This window comes from Streptomyces sp. NPDC048338 (assembly GCF_043201055.1).
GTDB lineage: Bacteria > Actinomycetota > Actinomycetes > Streptomycetales > Streptomycetaceae > Streptomyces.
In genome coordinates, this window is the sequence record NZ_JBICYQ010000007.1 from 15,056 (window position 1) to 30,259 (window position 15,204).

The following is a 15,204-nucleotide window of genomic DNA, read 5'->3' on the forward strand; positions in this document are numbered from 1 at the left end:
GCCCCTCCCCCGACACTTTCAACGCACCTTGGCCACACATGTCGTTGGCGCGGCTTCCCCACTCCGAACGTCTCTGTCGCGGAGACCCGCACTTCAAGGCCCTGGGGAGTCATGGGAGGCAGGCGCCGCACTCGAGGAGACGTTGGTACACAATGACCTCGATTGATCGCGACGAGGTGGACATGGCCTTGTTCACCCAAATCCACAGCAGCAGGCCGGAGAAGTGGTTCGCGGCCAGGACGGCATCGTCTATACGGAGCAGCCCCTGGTCGGCCAGGCGTTAGAGGGTCGCTGCCAGCGTGGCGAGCCCTCGTTGAAAGCCCCGCGCTCACCATGAAGCGTCTACTGGTCAGACGGGATCGGTGAACGAGATCGGCTTGCCGGTGGCGCGAGCATATGCGATCTCCCTGCTCGTGGACTCGCCGATATACCCGCCGGGGTTGACGACCAGAACTCGGTCAGCCAGGTCGATCTTGCGCAGGTGGAGGGCGTCCAGTGCAGTCTTCTGCTCGTTGGTGATCAACGCGTCTGCTTCGCCTGGCGCAACGACGATGACACCTGCGAAGGTCAGATCACGGTTCGCCGCACGCATCTCGTCCACGAACCGGGTAGAGCCGCAGATGCAGACAATCTCAGGTCGGTCGGGCACGGCTCAGTCCTTCGGTCGAACGGGAATCCGTGGGGCAGGCCATCGTAGGCGGAGAGCCGATACGCGATGGTGCGACGGGCCTCCTGCTCCTCATCGCTCACCCCATCGGGGGTGAGGGAAGACCGCAGCCTCGTACGTCGCGATGCTCAGGAGGGCCACGTCGGCGACCACTTCCGCAAGCCGTCGCTCCTGACTGCCTGGATGGAAGTCACCGCGGGCCGGGGGCGGACAAGCATTCCGAATCCCGCGCCCGGGCCAGCGGCACTCGCACCCACCACTGCACCCGCCCAGCCGCCCCAGCCGTCTAGGAGGAAGCCGATGCAGGCTCCGCTACCCACCACGCGCACCTGCACCGCGATGGTCATCACGTACACGCGGGTACGGACCGGGGCCGTCATGGCTAGCAGTATGCCCACGCCTTGGGGGGCGGCCGGGTCCCTCGAGTCGTTTGCAGCGCCGAGAGCTTGTCGCCACGGTGGGGGCGAATCCGGGCTGGGCAGTGGGGCTCTCTCCACGCGCGCGACAGCGCGGGGAGCGGTGCTGCACCGGTTCCCGGGGCAGCACGGTGAGCAGGCCGTCCCTCAGTCTCGTGACTCGTGACTCGTGACGATCAACGTCATCGGCAGGTGCGGGGGTAGGGGCGCACCTTGTTGGCCGGATGCTCAAGGGCTCTGGCTGGGGGCTGTCTGTGGGTTTCACCCGAAAGCGGGAACTGCGGAGTGAGCTGTAGACCCGTGGCACGTGCCTCCGTAGCGTCCCTGCTCTGTCAGCGCTGCCGACTGTAGGGGCGGTGCGGGACCGGGGCGGGGTGGGTGCGTATGAGCGAGCGCTGGATGGTGTCGGCCTTGTGCCGGACGGCGCAAGCGGATGACCTGTTCGTCGAGGGGGCGGCGCAGAGCCGGGCGAAGGCGCTGTGTTCCGGATGTCCTGTGAGGGCCGAGTGTCTGGCGCATGCTTTGGATGGCCGGATCGAGCACGGAGTCTGGGGCGGGATGACGGAGCGGGAGAGGCGGGCTCTGTTGAAGCGTCGGCCCATGGTGCGGTCCTGGGCTCGGCTTCTGGATGCCGCCAAGCGTGAGTACGAGACTGGAACGCCGCCTGGAAAGCGTGACTCTGCCTGACCTCCTACAGCGTCTGAGTGGTTTGGCAGTCGAGGCGGCTGCCCTGAAGGGCCGTGCGTTGCTTGGGCGGGTTCGGTGGTTGCGGGGAGGGGGACAATACTTCGAGATCCCTCCAGGACGCAGGGCGCGCACTACTGCCGCTCAGCAAGTGAAGGCTAATAAGAAATCGGATCGAGGAATCCGCAACGGCGATTCATTCAAGCTAGCAACCCCAGTTGACGAAGCTAGGCCAGAGTCAGCCTACGAGTGGGAGGTGCACTACCCGCTCCAGCGCGGGTACGAACTCAACGACGCCCGAGACACCTTGATACCATGAGGGAGATTCACCAAATGAGTGAAGAATGGCTTGAAGCTATATCGGATTGGCTCGAAGGAAATGACTTCGTGCGATCTGGTGGGCCATATGAGGAGTTCGACGACGTTCTCCTCAAGTTCAAGCGAACAGATTGCGAAGTGCATGTTTCGCGCGATCGAGGAAAATGGTTCATTTCACTGACACCTCCTGGAGGGACCCCGCCGATGGGGCCGTATGTCTGGCGGCACTACCTCGATAGTGTTGACCCCGATCGATTTCGGAACCCGGAGTCGCTTCAAGAGGAATTGGATTTCGTCTACAGCAGACTAGGTGAGGTTGCTGCTGCGATTGGCCGCGACAAGGAGATCGGAATCAAGCTGCGCGCCATCAATCACATAATCGTCAGCAGGCGCCTTGGGCTTGATCCTGTCACGATGCGCCGCAAAAAATACCCCGAAGGGGAGTAGGAATAATAAGGGCAGAAAAAAGCCACCATGCCAAGGCGGACCCCCAAGAAGGCGTGGCCGAAAACCACTGAGCCTTTTCACCGTTGCCGCTTGGCGATTGACGTCATGCCGTCTCGGCGGCATCTGCAGAATATCGCCGGTGAGTCCTCATTGTTGCCGAATGGGTAAGTCGAGGTTCCGCCGGTGGCGTCCGAGTGGCGCAGCGATCGCAGTTATCTGTTCTTGAAGCATGTTCTTCGCCCTGGACATTCCGCGATGTTCCGATGGGCTGCCGGCCGCACCGTGGCCGACGAGACCAAAGACCCCTCCGGCGACAGGGCACCGCGCGGGTGTGGGCCTGGATTCTGCGACTCCGCCGGCCACGGCGGCGTACCAGAGTGAAACTTGAGGTGCAGGCCCAACCACTCGCTGCCGTGCCAATGCGGTCGGGGCCCGGGACGCTGGCTGACGGGCCGTCCAAGGTGGATGTCGTTGTCTGGCCGGCTGAGCGCTGTTTCCTCGCCGAGGAAGCCTCCACTTGAGCATGTCTTGCGTGGGAGGGCACCCATGTCCTGCGGTGCAGCACCCAGTCGGGGCCGAGTGCCTGGTTGCGCCGGTGCTCGGAGACGACCCACCGATGCCGATAGCGCTGCGGAGCGCCGTCACCGTCCGGGTCGGCGTCCGTGACGGTCGTGGACCTGCGCCGCGAGTACACGCCGCAGGCCCCTGTGAGCATCGCGACCGTCTCCCCGCCTCCGTCAGGCAGCCGAGGCTCGCCTGGTCTGGCAGCCGTGATGTCGCTGTGACGCGTCAGCTTGTCTTGCTGGCACGCCATTCGAGTGCTTGCGGGGTCTCGGTGAACTCCACCAGGTGCTCGCCCGCGAAGCGTTCCAGTGCGGTGCGTACCTCGGTGGGGGTGACGTAGAAGAATTCTTTTCTGCTGTTGACGCGGTTGACGCGGCGGTCGGCGAACTCCTGGTGGAGCCGGGTCTCCAGGCCGACGGCGTCCTTGCTGAAGATGAGGGCGTGGACGTCGAAGCGGAAGGGGACTGCTGCGCCGCTGAGCTCGTAGACGCGGTCGAGGGGTTCGAGGCGGCGGGTCATGCCGATCTTGACGATGCTGTCGCCGAAAGCGCCGATGTTGGAGACGACGTAGACGTATCCGGTGCGGACGTTCGCGGCGCGTGCGTCGACGTCCTGGAGGGCGTTTTGGATCTCGGCGAGTTTGGCTTCCATGTCGCGTACGGCTTGGTGGTCGCCCTGGGCGCGCAGGCGTTCGAGAGCGGCTTCGTAGTGATTGAGTTCCTTCTGGAGCTTCTCCCGTTCGCGGTCCAGCTCGCGCTGGGCGGCTGCCTCCTCGCGTTCACGGGCTCTCGCCTCGCGCTGTGCTTCCTTCTCCTCATCCTTCTTCTGCAGGAAGTCGGCGGTCAACTGCAGTTCGCGTACCCGGGCGTCGTGGTAGCTGTCGGAGATGCGGATATGCATGGTGGCGCCGAGCCTGGCGATGGTCTCCCGGCTCTTGTAGAGACGGTCGACGAGTGAGGTGAGGCGGTGGGGACGCATGCTGCGGACCGCGTAGTCGGCTTCGGCGTTGTAGGCGCGGAGCATCAGTTTGGAGAAGTCCCGGATCATCTTGCGGCCCTCGCGTACGGAGCCGTTGACGGTCCAGTCCGTGGCCGCCAGAACGGCCTGGTTGTTGCGTGCGAGGTCCTTGATCTCGGCCTTGAGGGAGTCCAGGCGGCTGCGGTAGGCGATGGCGTCGTGGAGCTGGTGGCGGTAGGCGTAGATGCCGGCCTGTTGCAGCAGGACGGTCTCGTCGGTGGTGACGATCTGCGCGCGCAGCTCGGTCAGGCGGCTTTCGGCCTGGTAGATCTCACCGCGGTGTCGTTCGGCTTCCCTGCGGACGTTGTCCGTGTCTTTGGCGGCCTGCTTGGCGTCGCTTTTGATGTCTTTGACGACCTGGCGGGCTTCCTCCACGATCGCCGCAGCCTCTGCCTCTGCTTGGGTCAGCAGCATGGCCGCTTCCTGGCGTGTGCGCTCCACCAGGCCCGCGACTTGGGCGGCGTCCGCGCCGTGGGCCTGCGCAATCCACGCTCTCAGCTCTTCGAGCTCGCTCGTTTCAGGGTGTCGCCGTCGGCCGAACCATCCCCTCTTGCGGCTGACGGGAGCCTCGGACTCAGGCACGTACTGGTGAGGGACGGCGCCGGTCACCGAGGCGGCTTCGGGAGAATCAGCCAGCCACATCTGCCAGCCCGGCGGGGGCGGCGGCCACGAAGGGTCGGGCTGCCAGCCGTCCGGGGGCACCCAGCCTTGAGTCAACGGCCAGTTCGGCGGCGGATTGAACCGGAAGCCGTTCACGGTCACTCGTACACTCCCCCACCCCGGCACCACTCGGTGACACGCCCTCAGCAACTCCCGCGATCATGCCGCGCAGGCTGCCAGGGGGACTGCGGATCCCGAAGTTCGGCGCAAAAGCCCCCCCTGGGCTGCTCGACGGACGCCAGAACCTCAGATGGCGCTGGAGACCGGCATGCGTCCCAGCTGCTGCTCTTCCCTGTCACAGGCCGCGAAGCGGCCGACGGTCACGGTCCTGGTTCGGACCGATTTCGGCCGGGGCGCGGCGGCGGCTCCTCCAGATGCTGCCATCGCGGACCCGGTAGTGCGACCGCCCGGGGTTCGGAGGGAGGCGACGGCACCCGGGCGTGTGCGGAACAGTGGAATCCGCAGCGCGCGCTGAGCTTGGAGTAGGACCACCGCACCCCCACATGCGGGGAGTAGGCAAGCCGCAGCTACACCTCTTGGTGCCCGTGGAGCGCACCCGCGCGTGCGGGGAACAGACCTCGCGCGCCGCAGCTTCACCGCAGCCCTGGTCCCGCCTGAACCAGTTCCACCGAGACGGGCAAATGGGGGCTTCGTGTCCTGGCTGCAGTGGGGGCGTTTCGGGGAGAAGGCCGGCCGCCGCTGCGCGCTCTACGGCCGCGCCGGATTCGAAGTCCTACTCAAGATGCTCTTGCTTCAGTGCTGCATTGCTCACGTGCCGGCTCGCCGGCTCCCCAGCCCCTCGAGCTCAGAGTTCGGTCGTCCAGATTCCGGCAGGATGGACACTCGGAGGCAGCCACAACTGAGGCTGTGACTCGCGATGCCTCTCGTCAGCCTGCTCCTCCCAGTGGAAATGGCCCTCGGCATCAGGCCACGCGACTTGCAGCACGGGCAGAGGCGGCCGCCGGTAGAACCCGATGGCCTGCCCGAAGAAGGTCCGGTACCAGCCGCGATCGACCTGCCTGAGCGCGACTCGATGACCGGCGACGACATCAGGATGGCTCTGGCCGGCCGCCAGCGCTTCACCCGCGGCGGACTTCTCTCCGAGGGTGTTGAGCATGCGGTGCATGGCGTGGACATCGAGCCCGAACATGGCCAGTTCAGGTCCGCCGTGCGTGTGCGCGAGGCCGATCGTGTAGGCGAATCCAGGGCCGATCTCGTCTTCGGGAACCATCACGACGCGCCATCCGTGCTGCTGCACGTGCTCGATGACCGTCAGATCCATACGGTCCGCTTCGTCCCGGTCGCCGTAGTCATGGCAGAGGACACAACGGCACTGGAACGGATCATCAGTCATGTGCGGAGGGTACGAGGTGAGCGTTCAGGTCAAGCAACCAGGGTTTGGAACCTCTCAATCGAACAGCGCCGTCACCCTCCGCGGCAGCTCCCCCACGATCTGTGCCAGAATCCGTAACTCATCAACAAAGCCAGCTGCTGGGAGCGGAACCGCAGGTACGGACTGCGCCGGAAATGAGGAAGCGCACGTTCAGACCGATGCGCGCCACGTCGCTGGCGTTGAGCGTCGCTCTCCGTCCTCGGCCTCCACTTCATCCGCCCGGTCGCCGAGTCCGTGGGTGCCAGGGGCGATGTGCAGGCAGCCGTTCTCCACGGTGGCTTCGGTAAGGGCGAGCCGGGTCGACACCGCCACGGCGGGCTCGACGAGTCACCGCGATAGGTCGTCGCGCAAAGTTGCGGCACTAACCTGCGGTGGTGACGGGAACCGAGCTGGATGAATTGATCGTTGCCGACAGCGCGGCGCTGCGCGCGTGGTTGCTGAACAACCACCCCACCTCTCCTGGCGTGTGGCTCGCCCTGACCAGGAAGGACGGCTCCGTTACCACCCTGACCTGGCAACAGGCGGTCGACGAGGCACTGTGCTTCGGCTGGATCGACGGGCAGGCCCGCAAGCGCGACGACGAGAGCTCTTGGAGGCGGCTCACCCCACGCCGGTCCCGCAGCGTCTGGTCCCAGCGCAACGTCGCCAACGTGGCCCGGTTGGAGGCGGCCGGCCTCATGCTGCCTGCCGGCCGCGCCGCGGTGGACGCCGCGAAAGCCGACGGCCGGTGGACGGCCGCCTATGCGCCGTCATCGGAAGCGAAGGTGCCGGCCGACCTGCGAGCTGCGATCGCCGCCGCCCCGGCGGCGCAGGCGATGTTCGAGGTGCTCACCAATACCAACCGCTTCGCCCTCATCAACCGCGTCAATGCCGCCAAGCGGGCCGAGACGCGCACCCGGAAGATCGCCGAGTGCGTGGCGATGCTGGCCCAGCACGAGACGGTCCACCCGCAGCGAGCCAAGCCAGCGGCCTCACCGACGCCGGCAGAAACGCCCCCTGAGCTGAGGTAACCAGAGCCGACCCGACGGCCACCCCGGCGGAGAAGAGGCGGACCAGGTGGGAGCCCCGGGCGTCCGAGGAGGCTTCCTCGCCCTTGTCCAAGGTGGTGCGCAGGATCAGGACCATGGCTACGGCCTACGCTGCTGTGGTTCATCAGCGCCCGGATAGCGATGCCGAGCGGGACGTACCACCAGCCGCGTACGCGGAAGCGCTGCAGGGCGTAGAAGCTCTTCCGTCCACGGTGCGCCGGCTTGGTGCGGACAGCCCAGCGAGATCGTCAGGGCCGGGCGATGCCGGGGCGGCGGATGCGTCGTCGGTCATTCCCCGATCATTCCCGACCGGGCAAGCCCTGGTCGTACGTTCGCCGGGCGGCGCCCGGCCACGCCTGATAACCGGTCCTGCGGTTACCAGGCTGCGGCGTTGGCGGCAACGGTCCCGGCGCGCGGCGGCCGTTCTTCAGTGCTGGTTGTGAAGCTGGATGCGGTCGTGGGCGAGTTGGTCGATGAGGTCGGTGTCGCTGGAGGGCAGGGGGCGGCCCAGGAGCCGTGAGATGTCGCGGTGGAGGTTGAGGGAGTCGCTGTCGTCGTCGGCGACGAGGAGGGCGGACAGCAGGGGGCTTCGGGGGTGGTGCCAGCCTCCACCAGGGCGAGGAGCTCGACCTTGTCGCTGTGGTCGAGGCGGCCGAGCTCGCGCAGGCCGGTCTTGTCGCGGAGTTCGGGCCAGGTGGTGACGCGATGCTCGCGGGCGGCCTTCTTCAAAGCTCCACGGACGGCCGGGGCAAGCTGTGCGACTTTATCGGCTCGCGCTTGCCGGTCCTGCTGGGGCCGTTGTTCCCTGGCTTGGGCCACTCGCTCGGCAATGACGACCCTCTTGGCGGCCGTCTGCTGTTCCATGGCTTCCCGGCTGGCAGCCAGCTCTTCGAACCACGCGTCACGCTGCTCTTGCTCGACACGGCGCCTTTCCTCCCGTGCGCGCTCAATCGCGGCTCGCCGGGCGGCTTCCTTCGCGGCACGTGCTTCTTCCATGCGCACGGTGAGGGCGGCGACGACGTCCTTCTCCTCCTGCGAGACATCGCGGTCGTCCTCCAGCAGCCCCACGGCCACGTAGTACAGGGCCTCCGTCGGCTTCTCCCGCAGCTGCTGCACCACCTTCTGCCGGCGCTGCGCGTGGGTCTCCAGCCGCCGCAGGCACCTGGGCAGGGCGACACGCAGCCGGTTGGCGTCGTCCGGATGCAGGTCCGTCTCCAAAAAGGCCCGGGATCGCCTCGATGACCTCCTTGATCTTCCTGGGGCTGTCGTGGTCGATGTCGAGGTGGCGCAGCAGTTCGTGGACGTGGTCGGTGCGCCGGGGGTCGCTAGCGGCGGTGCGGGTGATGGTGACGACCTCCCGGCCGGCCGGAGCCTGCATGGGCTGCGGTGCGGGGGCCGGGGTGTCGGCGGCGGGCCTGGTCTTGGAGGCGAGGCCGTGGGGGGTCAGGGCGATGTCGTCCAGGGCGTCCCAGTGGTCTGTGCCCCGGCCGGGGAGTTCGGTGCCGAACTGCAGGGTGCGGCCGCCGCCGGGGCGGTCGACGAAGCGCACCCGGTGGAGGTGGCCGCGCTGGATGAGGGCGTGGGCGTCGCGGACGCGGGGGCCCAGGATGGTCTCCCACGTGCCGGGGTCCCAGGTGACGGGCTGGTTCCGGTCGAGGTGGACGAGGATCGTCCGTCCGTCGGGAAGATGGACGATGACGGCGGATCCCAGGGGTTCAGGGAAGGTGAACTCGGCCTCGATGCCCTGGGTGCGCAGCCACGATGTCAGGTGGGCTTTGGCGAAGAGGTGGTTGGCGTCGTCCTTGCCGCGGTCCTTGCGGCCGCAGGGGCCGCCCGTGCCGCCGCTTCCATAGTGGGCGAAGTGGCAGATTTTGGCGGCGCACAGGCGGGTCGTCGGCTGCCGGCCGCAGCCGCCTTCGAACTGGGTCCCGCACCAGATGGTGACGCCGGTGTGCTCACGGCGGAAGGCTTCCAGCTCGTCGGGAGTTTCGGGGCACAGTGCCGGCTCGTCAGAGTCGGGGCTGCCGAAGACCGCAGTCTGGATAAGGCGTCGGTCCATCCTGCTCCAGTTGCTCCAGAAGGGTGACTTCTCCTCATTGTGCTCCCGGGTACCGACAACGCAGGGTTTTCAGCGGGCTGCGCGGGCCGGGGCGGGCAGCTTCGCGCTCCGGGCGCCCTGGTACGGGGCTTCGCCCCGGCGCGCGGGCTTCGGCGTGCGCCGCCCGGGCACGTATCTGCGCGGTCCGGCCGTTGGCGGAGGAACCTTCGGGTGGGGAGGGTGGTGCCCTACGCTCTGCGCCATGACACGAGGTGGTGCCCGCCGGGGCGGGCGGAAGGGCCAGACCTACACCGCCAAGCCCAACCTGCAGTCCTACGACGTCACTCCGGCTTCCGAGGTCACCGTGACACGGGCGGACGGCACGGTGGTGACCGAGCCCGCGAAGCAGGCGAAAGCCACGGTCCCCGCCCGGCGCAGCAAGGGCCCGGCGGTGTGTGCCATCTGCGGCTACGCGATCAAGGGCCGGGTCCTCTACAGCTGGGAGCGCGGCCGCGCCCGCAACAAGCCGGTGCACGGCCGGTGCGATCCCAAGGCACGGCCCGAGCGTCCTCCGCGGCCCGCTTCCTCGAAGAACGCCTACGCGACCCCGCCGCCGAAGAAGCGGCCCCCGGGGCCGCGCAAGCCCGTGGGCACCTGTCCCAAGTGCGGTGCGCCGCCGGGAGAGCGCTGCACCGTCCAGTACGCCGACGGCACGACCCAGCAGGTCGAGAACGGGCACCTGCAGCGCCGCGCCGCCCCGGACGCGTAGGGGAGACACCGGCGGACCGTCGCAAAACCTACGGGGTCCGGCCTGCGGCAACGGATCCGGCATGCCGGGCCGTCCGCGAGGTCCGCCGCAGCGATGCGGACGGCCCATCGGGCACGGTCAGCTCGGGTCGTGCTCGTCCTCCAGAGCGGGTGGTGCCTGCCAGAGAAGGGTGTCCAGTGGCCGCTGCAGGCGCCGCCCCGGGCCCGGCAGGGGACTCATCACCGCAGACCTCTCGTCGCTGAACAGAACGACCGGCTTGGCCGGTGCGTCACCACGCCTGGCGACGGCCTCATGCGGGTTGTTCCTCGTCATCTGCTCCCCCGTGGTGGTGTGGGCACTGCCTTGCGCGAAGCGCCGTGTTCGTTCGACCACCGCTTCACCGTACGGGGCCGCGATGTGCGCACTCCAACGAGCTCGGCGTGGACGCGGCGGGCCAGGGCGAGGCCGTTGGGGCCTGCCACGCATCGGCTTCTGCGCCCGGTCTCTGTCTCCGCCTTCGCATCCCGCACCGACACCCTAGCTGTATTGACTCGCAGGGTTGTTCACACGGCTGATGGGCGGGTGTCCGTCCAGGGCGGTGTGGCAGCGGTGGTGGTTGTAGGTGTGCAGGAAGTCTGCCAGGGCTTCGGTCCGCTCGTTGTTTGAGTGGTAGCGCCGCAGGTAGGCCCATTCGTCGAGCAGGGTGCGGTTGAAGCGTTCGACCTTGCCGTTGGTCTGCGGCCGGTAGGCACGGGTCAGCTTTCCGGTCGCACCGAGCTCGGCAAGGGCGTTTTTCCAGGCCAGGCCCTTGTGATAGGCCCAGGCGTTGTCGGTCAGGACCCGCTCGATGTGGTCGATGCCGTGGCTGTGGAAGAACGCGGCCGCGCGGGTCAGGAAGCCTGCGCAGGTCGCGACCTTCTCGTCGCTGTGGATCTCGCTGTAGGCGAGGCGGGAGTGGTCGTCGACGGCGGAGTGCACGTAGTCGAAGCCCATGCCGCGGATCGGCCGGCCGACCTCGCGGCCGTTGGTCTTGTGGCCGCCGCCGTCGGGGATCCGGCCGAGTTTCTTCACGTCCACGTGGATCAGTTCGCCTGGCCGGTCGCGTTCGTATCGGCGGATCACCGTGCCGGTCGGCCGGTCCAGCCATGTGAGCCGGTGCAGGTGGTGGCGGGTGAGGATGCGGTGGACGGTCGAGGCGGGCAGGCCCAGGATCGGGCCGATCCGGGCGGGTCCGAGTTTGCGGTCCCGGCGCAGGTCGCAGACCCGGGCCTCGATCGCCGGCGGGGTCCGGTGCGGTGTCGAGTGCGGGCGGCTGGAACGGTCGTGCAGCCCGGCCTGTCCCTCGGCTCGCCAACGGCGGATCCATTTGTGGGCCGTGGCCCGGGAGATGCCCATCTCGGCCGCGACATGAGCGACCGGACGGCCCGATACGACACGTTCGACCAGCAGTCGTCTCCCGAAGACCGTCAGCCGGGCATTACGGTGGGACACGAAGGCCTCCGTGTGGTGAAGATTCGACACCTCCACCACACACGGGGGCCTTCGCCATGCTCAAGACCCAACCGCGTCAACAACGTCCGTGATCAATACACCTAGGTGCTGATCGCGTTGCGGGAGTTCCCTAGTATGGAGATGTGCGACATCTGCACCCCTGGGGCAGCCTCGCCCAGTTCGGCATCGAGGAGCCGGAACCCAGGACCCTGCCCGGCGCCGGGACCGCGTAGCGCCGGCAGCGACCTACTCCGCGGGGAGGCGCCGCGCGAAGTCCGCGGGGAGGCGTCGAGGGACTCCAGAAGCAGCAGGTACTTGATCGTCTCCCATTCCTCAGTCTCGGCCAGTAGCGGCCAGCAGGATCCGGTCGGGTAGTCGCCGGTCACCGGCTCAGCAGTCTCCATGCCGGACCAGGCCATGGCCGGCCTGCCCCGGACACGGCCTGGGCAGGACGCTGAAAGCCATCCCATCCTCCTGTCGCACTTCTGTCCGCACCGGGCCCCCTCCGCAGCGAGCTCCCGCGGCCTCTGCTCACGTTGCGGCGTAGTCGGCGAGCGAAGGCTCCAACAGGTTGAAGGCGCTGTCCGCTTCAGCGATGACAGTGGCGGAGATCCGGGCGTTGTCCTGGCCGATGAGGGTGAGTTCCTGGATGCGTTGGAACAGGGTGCGGTGCACGGCGCCGAGCAGGGCAGCGGCGGTGCGGGGGGTGATGTGGCCGCGGGGTGCTCCGGCGGCGTCGGCCAAGGCATCGGCCAAGGCGGCCTCTCGCAGGTCGTGCAGGTCGCGTAGGCGTGCGGAGAGGGTAGGGCTGTCGGCGATCATGCGGGCGAAGTCAGGGCCGGAGAACCCGGCGACCGGGTCGGCGGCTACGACCGCTTCGGTGAAGGCGCGGCGCAGGGCCGACAGGGCTGACTCGCCGGCCTGGCGGTCGGCCACCGTAGAGGCCAGGGAGACGGTGAAGGCGTCCTGGTGGTCCAGGGCCAGGTCCTCCTTGCGTGGGAAGTAGTTGGTCACTGTCTTCTTCGCCACCCGCGCGGCGGCGGCGATGTCGGCGATGGTGGTCTGCTCGAAACCCTGGGCGAGGAACAAGCCGGTGGCGACATCGGAGATGAGCTGCCGGGTCTCCTGTTTCTTGGATTCCCGCAGGCCGGTAGGTGGTGCGGATGAGGTGGCGTCAGTAGTCATGGGGCAATCTTACCCTCGTAGCATTTTTATGTTGACACCCTCAAGCGCACAGGTCTAAATTTACGTCCGTCGTAAGTTTGCTCTAGAGCGAGGAACGGCTGTGCCCATGCTCGAATGCCGCCCTGTCGCCCTGTCGCCCTGTCGATCGCACCCGTGAAGATCGGCCCAGTCTCCGAGCGCGACAACCGCGCCCCGGCTCTGCCCCGCGTTCTGCCCGCACCCGCCCGACGGGTCCCCCCGAAGGCCCGCGATCTGCCGCGCGGCTGCGGCTACTGACCTTCACCCACTCGACACCCGCACCTCCGCCTCCCGCAGACCACTGAGGAGAACCACCTTGCAGATCACCGCGTCCACCGTCTCGCTCACCGTCGACGACGTCGCAGCATCCCAGCGGTTCCTCACCGCCCACCTCGGCTACGGCGAGCAGGCCGCCGCGGATGGATTCGCCTCGCTGTCGCGCGACGACGCCGCCATGGACATCGTGCTGCTGGCACGCGGCACCGAAGTGCTGCCGGCCGACCAGCGTGACCAGCACGCCTCCGGCCTGATCCTCGCCTTCACCACCACCGGCATCGAGCACGAGGAGAGGCGACTGCGCGCCGAGGGAGTCAAGATCACCATGCCGCTACGCGAGGAGCCCTGGGGCGAACGCCTCTTCCAGGTCACCGACCCCAACGGTGTGATCGTTCAGTTCGTCGAGTGGGTCACCCGCCCGGCCCCGAGAACGTCTGACAGCCCACCGCGTCCGGCCGATCCGGGCCATACCCCGGCAACGCCCGGACGTGTGCGGCAACCCGCAACCAGGACCCCGAACTTGCCACCTGATCCGACCACCGTTCACCCGCTGCCCGCCCACGACCGCGTGGTGTCCCTCAAGCCGCTGGTCACCTCACCGAACATCGCCATGAGGACGTGGCCTGTTCGGTGTTGGGCGCGGAAGCTCTCCCGTAGCGGTGTGGGGTCGGCGGACAGTTCCCGGTCCAGGAACCGACGCAGTGGAGTCCGGGGATTGTGCAGACCAGAGGAAAGACTCATTCGAAAGGGCACGCCTGAAGGAGGCACCACCCCAGGGCGGTGGTTCGTCACGAGCGGGACGGTAGGGACCAGCACTGACATTGATGCTGGTACTCAGGTTCCGGTGGTCGTGGCTCGGGCACTGACTGACGCCCTGCTGGGTTGTCCTCCCGTTGTTCTGTCCGGCCGCCGGAACCTGTTCTCATGGCGCCGGCCGGGCGGAACATGACCTGATAGGAGCTTGGTCAGAAGCCCCCTCAATGTCCTGTCTGCGCCACCCGGCCGGCGCCTACCTCCGGTTGGGAAGGCATCAGCAGCATGACATCAGAAGACGGATCGGACACCGCGGGCCAGGCTGTGTTCGGCGGGGTCGACTCCCACGCCGACACTCTCCACGTCACTGTCATCAGCGACAACGGCGGTCGCCTCGCGGACGCGGAGTTCGTCACCACGGCCGCCGGCTATGCCGCGGCCCTGGCCTTCCTCGATGCCCACGGCCACGTGATCGCGATCGGCGTGGAAGGCACCTCCTCATACGGCGCTGGCTTCACCCGCGCCGCCCGGTCGCGCGGTCACCCGGTCGTCGAGGTCAACCGGCCCGACCGAGCCGAACGACGCCGCATGGGCAAGTCCGATCCCATCGACGCCTACGCCGCCGCCCGCGCCGCCCTGTCCGGCCGGGCCTCCAGCTCACCCAAGGACGACACCGTCGCCAGCATACGCGCCCTGCACAACGCCGCTCGCTCCGCCGTCAAGGCACGGACCGCAGCCCTGAACCAGATCACCCACATCCTCTTCGCCGCACCCGAGAGCATCCGCGCCAAGTACGGACAACTCAAGGGGACGGACCGGACCGACGCCCTGGCCCGGCTGCGGCCGGCCGGAGACGCGGTCCACGTCGCGGTCCTGGCCGCGCTCAAGATCCTCGCCCGACGCGTCAAAGCGCTGACCGCCGAGCACACGACCCTGACCAAAGCCCTGGACAACGAGGTCACCGTCCACAACCCCGGCCTGCGGGCCACCTACGGAGTCGGCCCCGACACCGCGGCCCAACTGCTGATCACGGCAGGAGGCAACCCCGAACGCATGCGGACCGAGGCCTCCTTCGCCGCGCTCTGCGGGGCCGCGCCAGTCCCCGCCTCCAGCGGCAAAACCAACCGGCACCGCCTCTCACGAGGCGGCGACCGAGCAGCCAACGCCGCCGTCTATCGCATCGCACTGGTCCGCATGTCCGCAGACTCCCGCACCCGCGAATACGTGGCACGGCAAACGGCCGCCGGTCGCACGAAGAAGGAGATCATCCGGCTCTTGAAGCGAGCCATCGCCCGGGAGATGTTCCGGTGTTTGACCACACCGGTCGCCGTTCCCGCCATCACCGACCTGCGACCTCTGCGGCAGTCCAAGAACATCACCCTTACTGCCGCAGCGAGCCACTTCGCCGTCTGGCCGGCCACCGTCTCCGCCCTCGAACGCGGGATCCGCCGAGACGATGACCTCGCTCTCGCCTACCGGGACTGGCTCCGGGCCGCCTGAT

16 protein-coding genes and 1 pseudogene are annotated in these 15,204 nt (G+C 67.8%); 7 read left to right on the forward strand and 10 right to left on the reverse strand.

All coding sequences use genetic code 11. From position 1 onward, the window contains the following. Positions 1–109: 109 nt before the first annotated feature. Both ACGFZF_RS17485 and ACGFZF_RS17490 read right to left on the reverse strand, forming a co-directional pair. Entirely contained in the window at positions 110–277 is a 168-nt protein-coding gene (locus tag ACGFZF_RS17485) for a TetR/AcrR family transcriptional regulator C-terminal domain-containing protein (protein WP_393555611.1), read from the reverse strand. A 72-nt stretch (positions 278–349) separates the two neighbouring features. Next, on the reverse strand, positions 350–649 hold the full coding sequence (locus ACGFZF_RS17490; protein WP_393554963.1) for a hypothetical protein: 300 nt from the start codon (positions 647–649) through the stop codon (positions 350–352). An 818-nt stretch (positions 650–1,467) separates the two neighbouring features. Here ACGFZF_RS17490 and ACGFZF_RS17495 point away from each other — a divergent pair. Together ACGFZF_RS17495 and ACGFZF_RS17500 are read left to right on the forward strand one after the other, a co-directional pair. Next, positions 1,468–1,770, forward strand: coding sequence for a WhiB family transcriptional regulator (locus ACGFZF_RS17495; protein WP_393554965.1), 303 nt, complete (start codon positions 1,468–1,470; stop codon positions 1,768–1,770). 330 nt (positions 1,771–2,100) lie between these two features. Next, positions 2,101–2,532, forward strand: a complete 432-nt coding sequence (locus ACGFZF_RS17500; protein WP_393554967.1) for a hypothetical protein — start codon at positions 2,101–2,103, stop codon at positions 2,530–2,532. A 789-nt stretch (positions 2,533–3,321) separates the two neighbouring features. Here the strand turns inward: ACGFZF_RS17500 and ACGFZF_RS17505 are convergent. From ACGFZF_RS17505 to ACGFZF_RS17515, 3 genes are all read right to left on the reverse strand, one after another. Then, on the reverse strand, positions 3,322–4,527 hold the full coding sequence (locus ACGFZF_RS17505; protein ID WP_393554969.1) for a DUF4041 domain-containing protein: 1,206 nt from the start codon (positions 4,525–4,527) through the stop codon (positions 3,322–3,324). Positions 4,528–5,578: 1,051 nt separating this feature from the next. Then, positions 5,579–6,127: a DUF4262 domain-containing protein gene (locus ACGFZF_RS17510; protein WP_393554971.1), complete on the reverse strand. Its 549-nt coding sequence runs from the start codon at positions 6,125–6,127 to the stop codon at positions 5,579–5,581. A gap of 189 nt (positions 6,128–6,316) precedes the next feature. After that, entirely contained in the window at positions 6,317–6,478 is a 162-nt protein-coding gene (locus tag ACGFZF_RS17515) for a phytanoyl-CoA dioxygenase family protein (protein ID WP_393554973.1), read from the reverse strand. 59 nt (positions 6,479–6,537) lie between these two features. Here ACGFZF_RS17515 and ACGFZF_RS17520 point away from each other — a divergent pair, with 59 nt between their 5' ends. Next, on the forward strand, positions 6,538–7,176 hold the full coding sequence (locus ACGFZF_RS17520) for a YdeI family protein (protein ID WP_393554975.1): 639 nt from the start codon (positions 6,538–6,540) through the stop codon (positions 7,174–7,176). Between the two features lie 393 nt (positions 7,177–7,569). Here ACGFZF_RS17520 and ACGFZF_RS17525 read toward each other — a convergent pair whose 3' ends face one another. After that, positions 7,570–8,412, reverse strand: a complete 843-nt coding sequence (locus ACGFZF_RS17525; protein WP_393554977.1) for a hypothetical protein — start codon at positions 8,410–8,412, stop codon at positions 7,570–7,572. A 49-nt stretch (positions 8,413–8,461) separates the two neighbouring features. On the opposite strand from ACGFZF_RS17525, the gene ACGFZF_RS17530 reads away from it, so the two are divergent. Further along, positions 8,462–9,280, forward strand: a complete 819-nt coding sequence (locus tag ACGFZF_RS17530; RefSeq protein WP_393554979.1) for a hypothetical protein — start codon at positions 8,462–8,464, stop codon at positions 9,278–9,280. Positions 9,281–9,494: 214 nt separating this feature from the next. Then, positions 9,495–10,001, forward strand: a complete 507-nt coding sequence (locus ACGFZF_RS17535; protein WP_393554981.1) for a hypothetical protein — start codon at positions 9,495–9,497, stop codon at positions 9,999–10,001. A gap of 117 nt (positions 10,002–10,118) precedes the next feature. Here the strand turns inward: ACGFZF_RS17535 and ACGFZF_RS17540 are convergent, their stop codons facing one another. The 4 genes from ACGFZF_RS17540 to ACGFZF_RS17555 all read right to left on the reverse strand — a co-directional run bounded on the left by ACGFZF_RS17540 (position 10,119) and on the right by ACGFZF_RS17555 (position 12,656). Then, on the reverse strand, positions 10,119–10,373 hold the full coding sequence (locus ACGFZF_RS17540) for a hypothetical protein (protein ID WP_393554983.1): 255 nt from the start codon (positions 10,371–10,373) through the stop codon (positions 10,119–10,121). Between the two features lie 144 nt (positions 10,374–10,517). Further along, complete coding sequence (locus tag ACGFZF_RS17545) at positions 10,518–11,471, reverse strand: IS481 family transposase (RefSeq protein WP_393554984.1); 954 nt, start codon at positions 11,469–11,471, stop codon at positions 10,518–10,520. Between the two features lie 101 nt (positions 11,472–11,572). Further along, the gene (locus tag ACGFZF_RS17550) at positions 11,573–11,875 is read right to left on the reverse strand and encodes a hypothetical protein (RefSeq protein ID WP_393554986.1); all 303 of its coding nucleotides are present in this window, start codon (positions 11,873–11,875) and stop codon (positions 11,573–11,575) included. Positions 11,876–12,002: 127 nt separating this feature from the next. Continuing rightward, positions 12,003–12,656 (reverse strand): TetR/AcrR family transcriptional regulator, encoded by a 654-nt coding sequence (locus tag ACGFZF_RS17555; protein WP_393554988.1) that lies wholly within the window; start codon positions 12,654–12,656, stop codon positions 12,003–12,005. Between the two features lie 334 nt (positions 12,657–12,990). Here ACGFZF_RS17555 and ACGFZF_RS17560 point away from each other — a divergent pair. Both ACGFZF_RS17560 and ACGFZF_RS17565 read left to right on the forward strand, forming a co-directional pair. Then, positions 12,991–13,365: pseudogene (locus ACGFZF_RS17560) on the forward strand (VOC family protein); the annotation flags it as partial. Positions 13,366–13,988: 623 nt separating this feature from the next. Next, positions 13,989–15,203: an IS110 family transposase gene (locus tag ACGFZF_RS17565; protein ID WP_393554990.1), complete on the forward strand. Its 1,215-nt coding sequence runs from the start codon at positions 13,989–13,991 to the stop codon at positions 15,201–15,203. Position 15,204: the final 1 nt, after the last annotated feature.